General features: G+C 65.3%; 16 protein-coding genes. 4 read left to right on the top strand and 12 right to left on the bottom strand.

From position 1 onward, the window contains the following. Window positions 1-3: 3 nt before the first annotated feature. Window positions 4-612: a phosphonate C-P lyase system protein PhnH gene (phnH, locus tag NLN62_RS21510; RefSeq protein WP_254110098.1), complete on the bottom strand. Its 609-nt coding sequence runs from the start codon at window positions 610-612 to the stop codon at window positions 4-6. A gap of 4 nt (window positions 613-616) precedes the next feature. Continuing rightward, window positions 617-1,030 (bottom strand): phosphonate C-P lyase system protein PhnG, encoded by a 414-nt coding sequence (phnG, locus tag NLN62_RS21505; RefSeq protein ID WP_035660899.1) that lies wholly within the window; start codon window positions 1,028-1,030, stop codon window positions 617-619. A gap of 158 nt (window positions 1,031-1,188) precedes the next feature. Between phnG and phnF the strand changes: the two genes are divergently transcribed. After that, entirely contained in the window at window positions 1,189-1,920 is a 732-nt protein-coding gene (gene phnF / locus NLN62_RS21500; RefSeq protein ID WP_254110097.1) for a phosphonate metabolism transcriptional regulator PhnF, read from the top strand. Between the two features lie 187 nt (window positions 1,921-2,107). On the opposite strand, the gene phnE (NLN62_RS21495) is transcribed toward phnF, so the two are convergent. The 4 genes from phnE (NLN62_RS21495) to phnC all read right to left on the bottom strand — a co-directional run bounded on the left by phnE (NLN62_RS21495) (window position 2,108) and on the right by phnC (window position 5,704). After that, window positions 2,108-2,956, bottom strand: coding sequence for a phosphonate ABC transporter, permease protein PhnE (phnE, locus tag NLN62_RS21495; RefSeq protein ID WP_027520740.1), 849 nt, complete (start codon window positions 2,954-2,956; stop codon window positions 2,108-2,110). Next, a complete protein-coding gene (gene phnE, locus NLN62_RS21490) occupies window positions 2,953-3,837 on the bottom strand; it encodes a phosphonate ABC transporter, permease protein PhnE (protein ID WP_254110096.1) in 885 nt (294 codons plus the stop codon). The genes phnE (NLN62_RS21495) and phnE (NLN62_RS21490) overlap by 4 nt, the downstream gene beginning before the upstream one ends. A 76-nt stretch (window positions 3,838-3,913) precedes the next feature. Then, the gene (gene phnD, locus NLN62_RS21485) at window positions 3,914-4,843 is read right to left on the bottom strand and encodes a phosphonate ABC transporter substrate-binding protein (protein WP_254110095.1); all 930 of its coding nucleotides are present in this window, start codon (window positions 4,841-4,843) and stop codon (window positions 3,914-3,916) included. Between the two features lie 51 nt (window positions 4,844-4,894). Beyond that, on the bottom strand, window positions 4,895-5,704 hold the full coding sequence (gene phnC, locus NLN62_RS21480; RefSeq protein ID WP_254110094.1) for a phosphonate ABC transporter ATP-binding protein: 810 nt from the start codon (window positions 5,702-5,704) through the stop codon (window positions 4,895-4,897). A gap of 173 nt (window positions 5,705-5,877) precedes the next feature. Here phnC and NLN62_RS21475 point away from each other — a divergent pair, with 173 nt between their 5' ends. Genes NLN62_RS21475 through NLN62_RS21465 form a run of 3 tightly spaced genes read left to right on the top strand, consistent with a single transcriptional unit; the run spans window position 5,878 to window position 8,454 of the window. Next, complete coding sequence (locus NLN62_RS21475) at window positions 5,878-6,546, top strand: chloramphenicol acetyltransferase (RefSeq protein ID WP_254110093.1); 669 nt, start codon at window positions 5,878-5,880, stop codon at window positions 6,544-6,546. Then, window positions 6,543-7,730, top strand: coding sequence for an alpha-D-ribose 1-methylphosphonate 5-triphosphate diphosphatase (locus NLN62_RS21470; protein WP_254110092.1), 1,188 nt, complete (start codon window positions 6,543-6,545; stop codon window positions 7,728-7,730). Before NLN62_RS21475 ends, NLN62_RS21470 begins: the two co-directional genes overlap by 4 nt. A 25-nt stretch (window positions 7,731-7,755) precedes the next feature. Next, complete coding sequence (locus NLN62_RS21465; RefSeq protein WP_254110091.1) at window positions 7,756-8,454, top strand: DUF1045 domain-containing protein; 699 nt, start codon at window positions 7,756-7,758, stop codon at window positions 8,452-8,454. Between the two features lie 3 nt (window positions 8,455-8,457). Here the strand turns inward: NLN62_RS21465 and NLN62_RS21460 are convergent, their stop codons facing one another. The 6 genes from NLN62_RS21460 to NLN62_RS21435 form a co-directional block, all read right to left on the bottom strand. Then, the gene (locus NLN62_RS21460) at window positions 8,458-9,051 is read right to left on the bottom strand and encodes a hypothetical protein (protein ID WP_254113602.1); all 594 of its coding nucleotides are present in this window, start codon (window positions 9,049-9,051) and stop codon (window positions 8,458-8,460) included. Between the two features lie 83 nt (window positions 9,052-9,134). Next, window positions 9,135-10,535 carry a selenium-binding protein SBP56-related protein gene (locus tag NLN62_RS21455; RefSeq protein WP_027520748.1) on the bottom strand — a complete coding sequence of 467 codons (1,401 nt, stop codon included), beginning with the start codon at window positions 10,533-10,535 and terminating at the stop codon, window positions 9,135-9,137. A gap of 285 nt (window positions 10,536-10,820) precedes the next feature. Beyond that, complete coding sequence (locus NLN62_RS21450; protein ID WP_027520749.1) at window positions 10,821-11,762, bottom strand: dihydrodipicolinate synthase family protein; 942 nt, start codon at window positions 11,760-11,762, stop codon at window positions 10,821-10,823. Between the two features lie 142 nt (window positions 11,763-11,904). After that, window positions 11,905-13,986, bottom strand: coding sequence for a methyl-accepting chemotaxis protein (locus tag NLN62_RS21445; protein ID WP_254110090.1), 2,082 nt, complete (start codon window positions 13,984-13,986; stop codon window positions 11,905-11,907). Window positions 13,987-14,256: 270 nt separating this feature from the next. Further along, a complete protein-coding gene (locus NLN62_RS21440; protein WP_254110089.1) occupies window positions 14,257-15,441 on the bottom strand; it encodes a tetratricopeptide repeat protein in 1,185 nt (394 codons plus the stop codon). A gap of 119 nt (window positions 15,442-15,560) precedes the next feature. Then, window positions 15,561-16,331: an enoyl-CoA hydratase gene (locus tag NLN62_RS21435; RefSeq protein WP_254110088.1), complete on the bottom strand. Its 771-nt coding sequence runs from the start codon at window positions 16,329-16,331 to the stop codon at window positions 15,561-15,563. Window positions 16,332-16,334: the final 3 nt, after the last annotated feature.

The raw sequence follows: 16,334 nt of genomic DNA, 5'->3' as shown, positions 1-16,334 counted from the left end.
ACGTTAACTTCCCTTGTTCACGACCCGCGTGGTGCGCGGGATCGCAACCACGGCGTCATCAGCGACAAGCACAACGTCGATGCCGCGCGGAAACAGCGCGTCGTTGATGCGCAGGCGCTCGAACAGGTCGGCGGGCCGGATCGCCACCTGAAGCCTCGTCATGCCATCAATGCCCGGGCCGCGCAGCTCAAAGGCGGCGCCTGCGTCGAGGCTCTCCACTTGCAGGATCAAGGTCGTCGAGCGGTCCGGATACTCGTTGCTGCCGAGCGCAAAGCGATCGAGCGACGGAAGCGCGGCACCATCCGCGATGAGCGCAAAGCTCGCGATCGAGGAATCCTGGACTATTGGCGCACCGGTGTGGAACTTCAGCCATTTCAGCACGTCGGAGCTTTCAGACATCCGCGCATCGAGCCAGAGCGGCGTGTCGTGATCGAACAGCGTGAGCGCGATCGCCGCCGTGCCGCGCATCATCGGTCCGGGCGCCCCCGCGATCGGCACGATGCTCTGCACCGAGCCCGGCCGCGCCATCGCGTCCATCACCGAGCGAAAGGTCGATTGCGCCGACAACACCTTGTCGGCGAAGCCCGGCGGCAGTTCCGCAATCGTGGTCATGGCCTCACCCCTCACCGCGCACCATGGTGTAGAAATCAACCTTCGTTGCGGCCGTCTGCGCGGCGCGCTGCGCCTGCCGCGCAAGCAGCTCCGCGCGCAGCGGCGCGACGACCTCCCGCTCGACCCCGCCCGCAAACTCTTCCGACTGCACCAGCGCGTCACAGAGCGCGATCAGCCTGGCCTTCTCACCGTCGCGGCCGAGCGTATAGCCGAAACCGACCTCGCCGGTCGCAAGCCGCACCGCGGCGCGCGACACGGTAGCCTCGCCCAGATTGAACGGTGCGCCATCGCCGCCGACGCGGCCGCGCAGCATCACGAGGCCGTTCTCGGGCTCGCGCAGGTCATCATGTCGCGGCAGCGAGAGGCCGCGGAGGCGGCCTGCGATGTCGCTCGCTTCCGCATGCACCAGCACGGCCATCGCCGCCTTGCGCCGGGTCTTGAGGCTGTCTTGCGGGGTCACGTCGGTCACCAGGCTTGCCGAATCCAAGTTGTCTATGATAATAGACAACTTGATAATGAAGCGCCATGACTGTTTCATGACGATCCTGTGATTTTGGAGATGGGCTTCCGGTCGACATGAACCTTCAGGACACCGCCTCTTCCGGCGTCGCGCTGTGGCGCCTGGTCGCCGACGGCATCGAGCGCGGCATCGCCGACGGCCGCTTTGGCGCCGGCGAGAAGCTGCCGGGCGAGATGGAGATCGCCGAGACCTATCGTGTGAACCGTCATACGGTTCGGCGCGCGCTGGCGGCGCTCGCCGAGCGCGGCCTGGTGCGCGCCGAGCGCGGCAGCGGCACCTATGTCGAGGCGCAGAAGCTCGCCTATCCCCTGCGCTCGCGCACGCGCTTCTCGGAGATCGTCGGCGCCGGCGGCCGCGAGCCGCGCGGGCAGCTGATCGAGGCGTCGGAGGATGTTGCGAGCCGGGAGCTCGCACGGGAACTCGGCGTGAAGACCGGCGCGCCGCTGGTCCGGATCGAATCCGTGCGCTTTGCCGACCGGACGCCGATCTGCGTCTCGACGTCCTGGCTATCAGCCGAACTCTTTCCTGACGCGGGCGCGGTGTTTGCCGCCACGCGCTCGATGACAAAGCTGCTCGCGCATTACGGCGTCCGCGACTATCGCCGGGGCTCGACGCGGATCACCGCCGGTATTGTCGATGCAACCGACGCCGCGCGGCTCGATCTCGCGCTGGGGCGTCCGATCCTGGTGGTCGATTCGACCGACGTCGACCCCGACGGCAAGCCGCTAGTGACCAAGCGCTCGCGATTTGCGGCAGAGCGGGTAGAGTTTTTGGTGGAGAATGGGTGAACGCGTTGCCCCGCAGTAGGTGCACCTCTCCCCTTGTGGGAGAGGTCGGATCGCATCGGCAGATGCGGTCCGGGTGAGGGGTCTCTCTCCGCGAGTGCCGCTGGCTATCGAGTTTGCGGAAAGAGACCCCTCATCCGGCGCTTCGCGCCACCTTCTCCCACAAGGGGAGAAGGGAAGAGTTCGCGCTCTACGCCACAGCCCGCCTGCCGATAATGGCGAAGCGCAGCTTTCCGGAGATGAAGTCGATCGCGGCGACCGCGACCAGGATCATCAGAACGAGGAACGACACCTTCTGCCATTCCAGCACGCGGATCTGCTCGGCGAGCTGAAGGCCGATGCCGCCGGCGCCGACGATGCCGATGATGCTGGCCGAACGCGTGTTCGATTCGATGAAGTACAGCACCTGGCCGGCGATGACCGGCAGCACCTGCGGCATCAGGCCGAAGCGGATCTCATGAAAGGCATTGCCGCCCGACGCCCTGATGCCCTCGACCTGCTTCTTGTCGGCCGCCTCGATCGCCTCCGAAAACAGTTTTCCCAGCGCGCCGAAGTCCGAGACCATGATCGCGAGCACGCCGGCGAACGGGCCAAGCCCGACGACATTGATCCAGACCAGCGCCCAGATCAGCGTATCGACGCCGCGGATCGAATCGAGGAAGCGACGCACCGGAAAGCGAATGATGTTCGGCGGCACGATGTTGCGCGCCGCGAGCAGCGAGACAGGCAGCGCCAGCGTCGCCGCGAGCGTGGTGCCGAGCAGCGCGATCGACAGCGTCTCGCCGAGCGCCTTCAGATACAGCGGCAGGGACGTTCCGGGATCGGGCGGGATCATCATCATGGTGATCCAGCCGAGCTGCTTGAGGCCCGCGATGAACTTTGCCGGCTCGAAGCCGAGATCGTGCAGGCCGAAAATGAAGACGGCGAGCGCGGCTGCGATCATGGCCGGTGTCGCAAGGCGCGCCGCAGCCGGCCGTTCAAAGGCATCGGGATATTTCGCCCGCAGCGCCGCCGTGTCCGGTTTCTCAAGCTCCTTCATGACCGCGCATCCTTGCCGAACAGCCGCGCGCGCAGCCAACCGGTGGTGATATCGATGACGAAGATCGTGAGCACGATCATCAGCAGGATCGCGCTGACGTCGGAGTAATAGAACTTGCGGATCGCGACCACGAGCTCCTGGCCGATGCCACCGGCGCCGACGAAACCCATTACCGAGGATTCGCGAACATTGATCTCGAAGCGCAGCAGCGCGTAGCTGACATAGCCGGCCGAGACCTGCGGCAGCACGGCAAAGCGCATGCAGGACAGCCAGCTCGCGCCGGTCGAGCGCACGCCTTCGACCGGCTTCATGTCGGCATTCTCCACGATCTCGGCGAACAGCTTGCCGAGCGCGCCGGTCGAGTGAATGGCGATCGCCAGCACGCCGGCCATCGGTCCGAGCCCGAAGGCCATGACGAAGATCAGGGCGAACACGATGCCCGGCACGGTGCGGGCGAATTCGAGCAGCCGGCGCACGGTGAAGCGCAACCAGGGCGCCGGCGAAGTGTTTTCAGCGGCGAAAAAATTCAGGCAGAAGGCGCAGACCGCGCCGATCAGCGTGCCGACATAGCTGATCAGCAGCGTCTCACCGAGCAGCTTGCCCCATTTGCACCAGCCCCACAGCCACTCGCCGGGATCGGTCCAGACGCGCTGGCCGCTGTCGAGGGTGAGGATGCGATCGAAATAGCTGACGAAGTTGCCGAAATAAGTGAACAGCGTCCGCAAGTTCACCTCAGCCCCGATCGCGGCTAGGATCAACGCGGCGATGAACACCACGGCGCCGGCGAACAGCCGCAGGCGCTTGCGCGCCACGGCCTGGCGGTAGGCCGCGTTCAGCGCCGTCAGTTGCTGCTCGGGAAGGATCGAAACCGCGATGGTCATGGGGTCAGCGGACAATGCTCGATATAGAAAAGAGCCGGGTCGATTGACCCGGCTCCAGGTGCGTCGTCCCGTTTGATCAGGACGCCTTCTTACGCAGGTTGTCGACGAATTTGATCAGCTCGATCGTCTTGTTGTAGTCGTCGGTGGCGATCGGCTCCCAGGGCTTGTTCTTGCCGTCGGAGAGCTTCTTGAACGCCTCGGGATCCTTCTGCGCCGCCTCCAGGAAGGCCTTCTTGATCGCAGCCTTCATGTCCTCCGGCAGGTCGCTGAGATAGGCGTAGGGCGAGTTGATGATGAGGTCGGACTTCACGACGATGCGGAAGTCTTCCTTCTTCATCACCGTGCCGTCGGCTGACTTCACCATGCCCTTGTTGAGCATGCGGGTCAGGTTGGAATCGTCGTCGGCGTTCCACCAGTTGGCGGCGACGTCGACGGTTCCTTGCGCGAGCGCGAGAACGGCGTTCTCGTGGCTGCCGGTGAAGACTACCTTGGAGAAATAGGCGTCGGGATCGATGCTCATCTGGTTCAGCTTGAAGCGGGGCATGTTGTTGCCAGAAGTGGAATTCGGATCAACAAGCCCGAGATTCTTGCCCTTGAGGTCCTCGATCTTCTGGTACGGCGACTTAGCCAGCACGTAGAACACCGAGTAATAGCCCTTCGAGCCGTCGGAGTTGACGTCGATGACGAAGGCATCGGTCTTCACGCCGGTGAGGCGGGCGCGCGCGAAGGACGCCGGACCGTAATAGCCGATATGGATATTGCCGGCGCGCTGGCCCTCGATGAGGGCAGCGTAATCATTGGCAACACGCAGCGTGACCTTGATGCCCAGTTCCTTGGACAGATAGCTGATGAAGGGGGCGTAGCGCTCGGTAACGCCCGAGCCGTTCTCGGCCGGAATCGCCGCGAAGGTGATCTCCGGATATTTGGTTTTCCAGTCCTCGGCGGACGCGGATGCGGTGAAGGCCAGTGCGGCGGCGCCGGCAAGGACGATGCGACGAGTGATCATGATACCCTCTTGATCGGTTGGACGCGGTGAACGCAAAACTTGGGTCGCGGCTCAGGCGGCGGCAGCGGTGCCGAGCGCCGGAACGGCTTCAGGCACGGGCAGCGGCACGCCGCCCATGACTTCACTGGCTTCGAGATCGTAGAGCTCGCGCGCGACGTGCTCGGTGAGCGCCAACGGCGCGCCGTCGAACACCACGCGGCCCGCCGCCATGCCGATCAGGCGGTCGCAATAGCTGCGCGCCAGATCGAGCGAATGCAGGTTACAAATCACGGTGATGCCAAAATGCTTGTTGATGCGTAAGAGCGCATCCATCACGATCTTCGTGTTGCGCGGGTCGAGCGAGGCGATCGGCTCGTCGGCGAGGATCAGCTCAGGCTGCTGCACCAGCGCGCGGGCGATCGCAACGCGCTGCTGCTGTCCGCCGGAGAGCTGGTCGGTACGCTGTGCCGCGAGCGAGGCCATGTCGAACTGCTCCAGCGCCGACATCGCCAGCGCCTTGTCCTCTTCGAGCCAGGCCTGCGTGAGCGAGCGCCAGGCCGGCATCGTGGCAAGGCGCCCCATCAGCACATTGGTGAGCACGTCGAGCCGACCGACCAGATTGAACTGCTGGAAGATCATCGCGGCGCGGGCGCGCCATTGCCGCAGCTCTTTGCCGCGCAGCGCGGTGACGTCGACGCCGTCGAACAGGATGCGCCCCTCTGTTGGCGTCGCCAGGCGGTTGATGGTCCGCAGCAAGGTCGACTTGCCGGCGCCGGAACGGCCGATTACGCCGACGAAGCCGCCGGGGGCGATTTCAAACGAAGCACCGTCCACCGCGGCTTTTGTGCCGAAGCGGCACGTCAGACCTTCAACCACCAGCATGCAGGGCTCCCAACTAGCTGGGCCCAACCGCTAACGCCGCCGCTTTACATTTGTGTGACAGGGGCATTGCGGTGCGGCGATGCTACGCACGCCGTCCCCTGTCATCTCTGCGTCATGACATCGTCATCGAGCCACTCGAAGACGAACGCCCCTCCCCTGTTGACGGACGCACCATGGTCGCCAAAGCGCTTTCGGTCCAACCGACCATCGATCCCACCGCCAAGCTGCACGAGATCAAGCTCGGCGCCTATTGCGAGGTCGGCGCGCGCACGATCCTGCACGAGGTGAGGATGGGGGACTATTCCTACGTCGTGAACGATGCCCAGATCACTTACACGACGATCGGAAAATTCTGCTCGATCGCAGCGATGACACGCATCAATCCCGGCAACCACCCGATGCGCCGCGCCAGCCAGGCGCATTTTACCTATCGTGCCAGTGCCTATTTTCCGGGCGAGAGCGACGAGGCCGAGTTCTTCGACTGGCGGCGCCAGCATTATGTCCATATCGGCCACGACGTCTGGATCGGCCATGGCGCGATCGTGCTGCCGGGCCGCAATATCGGCACCGGTGCCGTGGTGGCCGCAGGCGCCATCGTCACCAAGGACGTGCCCGCCTACACCATCGTCGCCGGCAATCCGGCTCGCCCGGTCCGGCGGCGGTTCTCCGACGAGATCGCCGGCCGGCTGGCAAGGCTCGCCTGGTGGGACTGGGATCACGAAAGCTTGCGCGAAGCCTTGCCTGATTTCCGCAGGCTCGGGATTGAAGATTTCCTCGCAAAGTACGAAGCACGGCTCGTTGCCAACCATTCTTCCCCCAGCAAGCGAAGCATCCTCGCGTGACCGAAATTTTTCTTGAGGGCGGCCGGGCCCTGATCGGCTCGGAGATCGTCGAAACGTCACTTGTTGTTTCCGGGCAGGATATCGCGGAGATCGGACGCGGACGCGCGCGGCTCGCAATCGACGCCCGCAACCTGCTGGTCCTGCCGGGCATCGTCGACCTGCATGGCGACGCCTTCGAGCGGCAGATGATGCCGCGCCCGGGCGTCGACTTCCCGATCGACGTGGCGCTCGCCGACAGCGACCGGCAGGCCGTCAGCAACGGCATCACCACCGTCTTCCATGGCACGACCTGGTCGTGGGAGCCGGGCTTGCGCTCTGGCGACAATGCACGGCGCCTGCTCGAGGCGATCGAGCGCTTGCGGCCGCAATTTGCCGCCGACATCCGCTTCCATCTGCGGCACGAGACCTACAATCTCGACGCGGAGGACGAGATCGGCCAATGGCTCGCCGAAGGACGGATCGATCTGTTCGCCTTCAACGATCACATGGCTTCGACCATCCGCGATCTGGCGAAGCCAAACAAGCGTGGCCGCCTGGTCGACCGGACCGGACTGTCCGACGCGGCCCTTGAAGAGCTGGTCGGCCGCGTCGCCGCTCGCGCGGCGGACGTTCCGGCGTCGACTGCGCGGCTCGCCGCCGCGGCGCGCGTGGCCGAGGTGCGGATGCTCTCGCATGACGACGCGACACCGGCGATGCGCAAGGCGTATCGTGATATGGGTGTCACGATCGCCGAATTTCCGGTCAACGAGGAGACGGCGCGCGAGGCCGCGGCGGCCGGTGACGCCATCATCTATGGCGCGCCGAACGTGGTGCGTGGCGGCAGCCACACCGGCTGGACCAGGGCGTCCGACATGATCGCCAAAGGGCTCTGCTCGGTGCTGGCGTCCGACTATTATTATCCGGCGCAATTGCTCGCCGCCTTCCGGCTCGTGGCTGATGGCGTGCTTGGGCTGGCGCAGGCCTGGAAGCTGATTTCGGAAGCACCGGCAGAGGCCGCAGGCCTGTCCGATCGCGGTATGATCAAGGAGGGACTGCGCGCCGACATCCTGCTGGTCGACGACACCGTGCCGCTGCGGCCGCGAGTGGTCGCGGTGATCGCCGCAGGCAAGCTCGTCCAACTCACCGATGGCACGCGCCTGCTGGGCTCAGCCGCGGCGCCGCGTGAGGCTATCGCCGCCGTCTAAACCCGCTATAGCTATATCTGAGGCGATGACAGGTTTCCCCCGCTACGCGATTTACTATGCCGCCGATGCCGAGAGCGCGCTGTCGCACTTCGGCGCAGCGCTGCTCGGCTATGATGCCCACACCGGCCGTGAGCTGCCTTTTCCTGCCGATGCGCTGCAGCTTGCAGCCGATTGGCACGACGTCACGGCCGATCCCCGCAAATATGGTTTTCATGGCACGCTGAAAGCACCGATGGCACTGGCGCCGGGCAAGACCGAGGCCGAGCTGGTTGCTGCGTGCGCAGCGTTTGCGGGCAAGCCGCGGCCGATCCCCATGATTCGCCCGGTCGTGGATTCCATCAGCGGCTTCATCGCAGTGATCCCGGCCGAGCCGGTCCGCGAATTGACGCAGCTCGCCGCCGACTGCGTGCGCGATTTCGATGCGTTTCGTGCACCCCTGACGGCGGACGATCGCGCGAGGCGCACCCCGGAAAGACTGCCCGAGCGGCAGCGCGATTATCTCGATCGCTGGGGCTACCCTTACGTGATGGAAGAATTCCGCTTCCACATGACGCTCACCGGCCGGCTCGATGCGGAGCGGCGCGGGCCGATCGTCGAGATGCTGCGGAAGCGGTTTGCGGAGCTGCGCCTTGTAACGCTCGCCATCGACCGCATCGCGCTGTTCCGGCAGGAAAACGCCGCGGCACGCTTTCACATCATCGGCGAGTGGCCGTTGACGAGGTGAGGCTCATCGCCAGCTCACGAGGTTGAATGCGAGCGCGGCGGCGCCGACCAGGACGAGGCTCGCAGCCCAGACCGCATCCAGATTGAACCAGCTTCGCGATACGAACTTAAGACCGAGATAGCGGTAGACCAGCCACGCAAGGCAACCGCCCGCCGCGACCATGGCGAGGACGTGCACGAGCGAAACCAGCACCGCCATTGCAAGATTCGCCGTGACGAGAGCGCCGGCCGCTTGGTGCGCCGCGTCGAGGTCAGCGGCCTGGCACAGCCCGAGATAGATGGGCACCAGCATCAACGCGGCGCCATGGGCGATGGCAACCGCAAACGACCACAGCGCCAACTGTGTTGGCGGTATCCGCGCCAGCGCCCGCGGATGGCGCTGGTCGATGAGACGGTAGGCGCCGAAGCCGATCACCAGCAGGCTCGCGCCGAGCTGGATCGGACGCTGCCACTCGGCCAGCGCCAGCAGCAGCGCGAACGGCAGCAACACCAGGAATGTTGCCAGCAAATGCCCCGCCGAGAGAGCGCCGAGCGCGCCAAGCAGCGCGCGCGGACTTTTTTCCATGAGCCCTGCCGAAACCGCGAGCGGCCATCCCATTCCCGGATTGATGCCGTGATAGATGCCGCTCGCAAGTAGAGCGAGCCAGAGCCAGCCAAGTGTCCGGCTCGCCTCTCCCCAATCTAGGCCGACGGATAGCAAAAGGAATCCGTCGAACAGTCGCCGCCCTCAAGCCTGACCTGATGGGCCCGATAGCCTTCCGGGAAGCTGACGAAATAATCGCTGGCGAGTTCGAGCCCGCCGCTGCGACCGACATTGGCCATCACTTCGACGCCGGGAACGCCATCGGGATAGAACTGGTCGTCCCAGGTCGAGTAGAGCGAGTTGGTCCAGTACACCCGCTTGCCGTCGCGGCTGATCTCGACCATCTGCGGGCCACCGGCATAGGCCTTGCCGCTCGGATGCGGCGCGCGACGCACGATGCCTCCGGTGTACACCGAGCCCGCAAGCTTGGGTTTCCGGGGATCGCTGACGTCGTACTGGCGCATCTCGCCGGTGCCCCAGCAGGAGACGTAGAGAAACCTGTCGTCCATCGACAGATCGATGTCGGTCACCAGTGGCGGGACCGCACCAAAGCCCTGCAAGAGCGGCGGAAGCTTTTCCTTCGGCGCAGGCTCCGGTGGAATCGTCGCCGTCTTTTCGGCGTGGAATTTTCCGCCCTCGCGCCACCAGGTCCAGATCGAGCCTTCCAGATTGGTGGTGTCGACCACCACGCCAGCAAAGCCATATTCACGAACCGGATCGTGCGCGGGCCGCACCTCCAGCGCCATCTGATGGTTGGCACCGAGGTCGATGGTCTGGACGTTGCGCCGGGCCCGGAGATCCCAGAAGTGGAGCCGGTGGCCATATTTGTTCGACAGGAGATCTTCGGGAACGATCCCGTTCTCGAATTGCGGCGGCAGCCCCCACTCGCTCGTCACCATGTAGTCGCGCGGCAGATTCCACCAGAAGTCATAGTGCAGCGTCTGCGGACCGCGATCGATCTCCCAGCGACCGAGCACCTCGAACGTCTCGCAATCCATGATGAAGACGCCGGGAGGCCCGCTCGTGCCGTCCTTGCCGCCACCGCCGAGCGTGCTGACGTAGATGCCGTCCGGCCCGCAATGGATGGTGTGTGGCCGCGAGTAGCCGGTTTTCTTGAAGACTTCCTCCGGCTCGATGACCTTGTGAATTTTCGCTTGGGTCGGATCAGGCTTGGTGTCGATGATGTAGATTCGCGACGAGCGGAGTCCGGGAATGATGAGATAGCGCCGCTCGATGAAGGCGTGCCCGGCGAGCGGAGACAATGCCGACGAGCAGGCATTCCAGCCGAAATGATGAAACTCGTCGCCCTTGTTCGGCATCGTCACGGTATGGACGATCTGACTGTAGGTCGGCGATCCCGGCTTGGCGTCGATGACCGCAAGTGCGTCGGGCTTTGAGAAATCCGGGCTGAGCAGCAACGTATAAGCGAAGTTTTCGGGCGGCGCTTCCATCGCGAGTTTCGGCGATGCGTGGAAGGTCGGGTCTGGCCGCATTGTCATGGCACTGCCTCCCTGTTTGCTCGGCTTGCGCCAACCTGGCTCGGGATAACGGCATAATGAAGTGCTGACGCGCGATGTCTTTAAGGTGCTCCGCAGGCCTGGTCGGCCCGGGAAGATTACGTCATCGCGCCGCCGCGCGAAACCGGCCGAAGCGCGCCAATTCGACGCTTGCAGCCGAAAGGGAAGCTGCCGAGAAGGCTGGATCGCGCACCCGTCCTCGGCGTCGTCCCGGCCTAGTGCGCAATTGCGCACGGGGGCCGGGACGACAGCAGAGTGCGTGGCGCGTTACTTCCCCCAGCGCAGCGCCAGCGCATCGCGTTCCTTGGCGAGCTCGAGCAGGCCTGCGCGCGTGGCCGGGTGCAGCGGTTGCAGGGGATGGCGCACGGCGTCTGACTTGATCACGCCGCCGGCCTGCATCATCGCCTTGCAGGCGATCAGGCCGCACTGGCGGTTCTCGTAGTTGATCAGCGGCAGCCAGCGCTCATAGGCGGCCTTGGCCTCCTCGCGCTTGCCGGCAAAATAGGGATCGATGATCTGGCGGATGCCGTCGGGATAGCCGCCGCCGGTCATCGCGCCGGTGGCGCCGGCGTCGAGATCGGCCATCAGCGTGATCGCCTCCTCACCGTCCCATGGACCTTCGATCGCGCTGCCGCCCGCCTCGATCAGGCTACGCAGCTTCGCCGCGGCGCCCGGCACCTCGATCTTGAAATAGCGGATGTTGGAAAACTCACGCGCCAGGCGCGCCAGCAGCTCGACCGACAGCGGCGTGCCCGCGACCGGCGCGTCCTGGATCATGATGGGGATGTTGATCGCCGCCGACAGCACCTTGAAGAACTCGACGATGCCTTTCTCGGGCACCCGGAAGGTCGCGCCGTGATAGGGCGGCATCACCATCACCATGGCGGCGCCGGCGGCCTCAGCCTGCTTGCTGCGCGCCGCGCACACGGCCGAGGAGAAATGGGTGGTGGTGACGATGACGGGGACGCGGCCGGCGACGTGCTCCAGCACGGCATGCATCACGGTCTCGCGCTCGGCGTCGGTCAGCACGAACTGCTCGGAGAAGTTGGCGAGGATACAGATGCCGTTCGAGCCGGCATCGATCATGAAATCGATGCAGCGACGCTGGCCTTCGAGGTCGAGCTCCCCACGCTCGTTGAAGATCGTGGGGGCGACGGGAAAGACGCCCCGGTACGGACGCTGGACTTTGGTTTGGGGCGTGGCCGACATCGAAACTTACTCCCTGGATTTCTTGCCGCGACTTTGTGGTGGGCCGCCCGCGATGCCGCGCGAGCATGGTACCGCTACCATTTAGCGCGGTCGCGCACCTGCGGCAATGCCGATCGCGGCGGGAACTTCAGATCTGATGGAGCTACGCCGAACGAACGGCGCCCAGGAAACCTTCGACCGCCACGCGCAGGTGGTCGGCATCGGCCGACATCTTCTTGACCGACTCCGTCAACACGGTACCGGCATTGCCGGTCTCGCGGTTGAGGCTGGCGACGCTGCCGATGGTGTCGGTCACCTCGCGGGTGCCGAGCGCGGCCTGCTGGAAATTGCGCGAGATCTCGGTGGTCGCCGCACGCTGCTCTTCAACCGCCGCAGCGATCGCCGTCATCTTCTCGTCGATGCCGCTGATCGCCCCGCCGATCGACCGGATTGCGGATACCGCCTGCCCCGTCGCGGACTGGATCTCGGCGACCTGGCGCGAGATTTCCTCGGTCGCGGTCGCCGTCTGCGAGGCGAGGTTCTTGACCTCGCCGGCGACCACGGCGAAGCCGCGGCCCGCCTCGCCGGCACGCGCCGCCTCGATCGTGGCGTTCAGCGCCAGGAGGTTGGTTTGGCCTGCGATGGCGCTGATCATCTTCACGACCTCGCCGATGCGCGCGGCGGTCTGGTCCAGGATCTCGACGGTGGCGTTGGTGTGCTCGGCCTGCGCGACCGCCTCGCGCGCCTCGCGCGCGCTGGCTTGCACCTGCGCCGAGATCTCGCCGACCGATGCCGACAGCTCCTCGGTCGCGGCCGCAATGGTCTCGAGATTGTTGGTGGCCTGCTCGGCCGCGGATGACACCGCCGCCGTCTGGTTGCTCGACTCCGACACCAGTGAGCGCACCCCCGTCGCGGTGGCGTCCAGCTCCCTCGTGGATTCGGCAACGCTGTGGATCACCGCCTGCACGGTGTCGTCGAAGCGCCGGCAGGCCGCGTCGACCGTGCTGGATCGCGCGAGCTGTTGGGCCTGTTGCGCCTCGCGCTCCTGACCCAGCCGCTCCGCCGTCGCCGCGCTCTCGCGCAGGCTCTCGAGCGCTGACGCCATAGTGCCGAACTCGTCGGGATATTTCGACTGCGGCACCGGCGTTGCGTAGTCACGGGCGCTGATCCGGGCGATCGCGCCCATCAGCGATTGCACCGGCCGCACCAGGCGATTGCGCACCACGAACACGCCGGCCAATGTCACTGTCAGCGCCGCCAGGAAGGCCAGCGACTGCACCACGAGCTTGCTGAGCGCCGTCTCCTGCACGGTTTCCGCGCGCGCGATCGACTGGTCCAGCGCCTTGTTTGCGACGGCCACGATCGGCCCGAACGGCGACTGGCAGAGCGCATTCCACTCCTGGGCGGAGACGGCTGGACGGCCGCTGCCGTCGAAATTCTTGGTGATCTGCGAGATCTGCTGGACGACCGTGTCGGTCTTCGCGCGCGCTTCCTTGGCCGTGGAGACGAGGTCCGCGGTCACATCGGGCGCGGCGAGAAGTTCTTCGATCCCGGTCCAGCCCGCGCCGACGACGCCGTTCCATTGCGCCACGTTCAGCTTCTGGGTCTCGTCGAGCGGCTTGCTCGCGTTGACGTTGGGGCGCAGCGCCGAGCACTGGATGCCATAGCGGTCGCGCACCTGCCAGGCGAGGCGGCGGACCTGGATCATTCGGGCGATGAAGGGATCGTTCATCCAGGCGCGGTTCGAGACCGCAGTCGAGGCGAGGTTCGCCGCATCGATGGTCTTGGTGACCGCATCGTACCAGGAATTGGTGCGGTCGATCTTGCGCTCGGCGCGCGGACGCGCGGCTTCGTCGAAGAACAGGCGGAACTGCGGCGCGGCCTCGCCCCAACGCTGTTTCAACGTGCTCGCAAGCTCCTCGCGACGGGCGAACTCGACAGTCTCGATGGCTGCGGCGATCGACTCGTAGCCGGCCTGTTCGAGCTTCTCGATCTCAGCCAGGCGGTTGCGCGGATCGTCCTCGCCAAGCAGCGCGCTCTGGGCATCGCCGCGGTTGGTCCGCAGCGACAGCACGCCCTGGAAGATTGCCTTGTCGGCGGCGGCCAGCCGTCCGGTCTCCTGGCTGTCACGATAGCGACCGATGGCTCCGGTCATCTGGATCGCCGTGCTGGTCAGAGCACCAATGGCCAGCAGAGCCATCAGCACCAGGAGAAGCGTGCTTACCGATTTCTTAATTATCGTCATTGCCGAGGCGCCCAGATTGCGCGGCCACTTTGCCGGGCGACCTGCCAATGTTTCGTTAAGTTTTTAGTCGAATTGGCTGCAATGCAAATTTGCGCAACGGCTGGTTGGTCTGGACGATCAGTCTGGACGAACGGCTGAGGAGGCCGGTGAGCTATGCCGGTCACAGGCGAGGTCAAGCAATCTTCGGCCGCCATCTGCGCGACCAGCGCCTCACGTTTCGCATCAGCCGCTTGGTGGTGACCAGCGCGCCGGCGGGGTGTGCGGCCGATTTTAGCGCCGATCGGGCCTGAGCTTGTTCGCGGCGGCGATGTCCGCATCGCCCCCGGCCACATCGCCCTTTTCCCGCTTGGCCACGCCGCGCCAATGCATGGCGAGGGCGTAGGTCGGCAGCAATTGGAGCGCCTTGTCGTAATTCGCAATGGCGCGATCGAGTTCGTGCTTGTCCTGGAACGCGCGGCCCCGCCCATAATACGCCGTGACGAATTCAGGCTCGCGCCGGATCACCTCATCATAGTCGGCGATCGCACGATCGAAAGCGCCCTTATCGCGCCAGGCAAGGCCGCGATTGTTCAGCGCGTAGACCTCATCGGGATCAAGACGGAGCACTGCGCTGTAGTCCGCGATGCTGCGATCGAGATCACCCTTCTTCTGGTAAGCGAGACCGCGGTTGAGCAGACTCATGGCATCGGTCGGATCGAGCTTGATCGCCTCGTCGAAATCAGCGATCGCGCGATCGGGCTCGTTCTTCATCAGGAGCGCGCTGCCGCGGTTGTAGAAGGCGTGCGATGATTTCGGATTGATGCGGATGGCATCATTATAGTCGGCAATCGCACGGTCCTGATCGCCCTTGGCGCCGTAAACGCTGCCGCGGCTTTCATAGGCGCTGCCATAGGCGGGATCGATCCGGATCGCGTCGTCATAATCGGCGAGCGCGTGGTCCAGATCGCCTTTCGCCTGATAGACTTGGCCGCGATTGGCGACCGCCATGGCGTATTTGGGGTTGAGCCGGATCGCCGTCTCAAAGTCGGCGAGCGCCCGATCGGGATCACCCCGCATCTGGTAGATCGTACCGCGATTGTTGACCGCTTCGGCATCGGTGGGGTCAAGACGAACGGCCTGCTCGAAATCGGAGAGCGCGTGATCCAGCTCGCCCTTACGCCGATAGAACATTCCGCGTCCGCCGAAGGCCGAACCGAAGCTGGGATCCGTCAGAATTGCCAGGTCAAAATCGGTACGCGCTCGATCGAGATCGCCGCCCGTCATCCGCGCAACGCCTCGATTGAACAGAGCGACGGCGAGGTCGCGCCCCGTGAAGGCACCCGCATCGATCGCCTTGGTGCAGGCAGCAAGCTGCTCGCTGAGCGGCCGGTCGGTATCGCCGAGGCATTTCACCTCCCGCGATTGGGCATGGCCCGGCAGCCCCGCCAAAGCGAGCACCACGACCAGACCCATCATCCGCAACGCCAACGTCGGTCCCCCACAAGCTAGATGCCCGTTCGTCGCGGGCCGGGGCCATTTCGTTCAATCCGCTCAGGCGGATAGAGGCGCCGACCACGCTCCCATCAGGGCCGGCGTCATGCGACCTTGGTGAAGTCGGGCGGGCGGCGCTCGGCGAAGGCCGTGAACGCCTCGCGCGCCTCGGCGGTGCGCAGGCGCTTTGCGAACTGCTCGCCTTCGGCGGCCATCTGAGCGACGAGGGCCTCGCCGTTGCGCATCAGCTGCTTGGTCGCGACCAGCGCGCCGGCCGGCTGCTTGGCGAGGCGCCCCGCGAGGCCCGCTGCCTCGGCATCGAGCTGGGCCAGCGGCACCACGCGGCTGGCGAGCCCCCATTCGAGCGCGGTGTTCGCCGGCACGGCCTCGCCGAGCGCGAACATCTCGTAAGCGCGGACGTGACCGATGCGCAGCGGCATCAACAGGCTCGAGGCCGCCTCCGGCACCAGTGCGAGGCTGACGAAGGGCGTCGACAACAGCGCATTGTCGGCCAGCACGACGAGATCACAATGCAGGAGCATCGTGGTGCCGACGCCGACGGCGCGGCCCTGGATGGCCGCGACCAGCGGGCGCGTGCAGCGCGCCAGCGACTGGATGAACCTGACGACGTTGCGGCTGCCCTCGGATTTACCGGTGGCGACCGCGGCGAACTCGCCAACGTCGTTGCCGGCGGTGAACATGTCGCCTTCACCGCGGATCAAGAGCACGCGTACCGACGAGTCGGTCTCGGCACCCTCGATGGTATCGGCGAGCTTGCCGTACATCGCATCGGTCAGCGCGTTCTTCTTGTCGGGGCGCGCCAGGGTCAATGTCAGCACGCCATTGGTCATCTCGGTCCGGACATGCTCGGTCATGAA

The organism is Bradyrhizobium sp. CCGUVB23, from assembly GCF_024199885.1.
In the GTDB taxonomy this organism is placed as follows: domain Bacteria; phylum Pseudomonadota; class Alphaproteobacteria; order Rhizobiales; family Xanthobacteraceae; genus Bradyrhizobium.
Note: the sequence above shows the minus strand (reverse complement) of the source record. Positions and strands in the feature narration are given on the sequence as shown.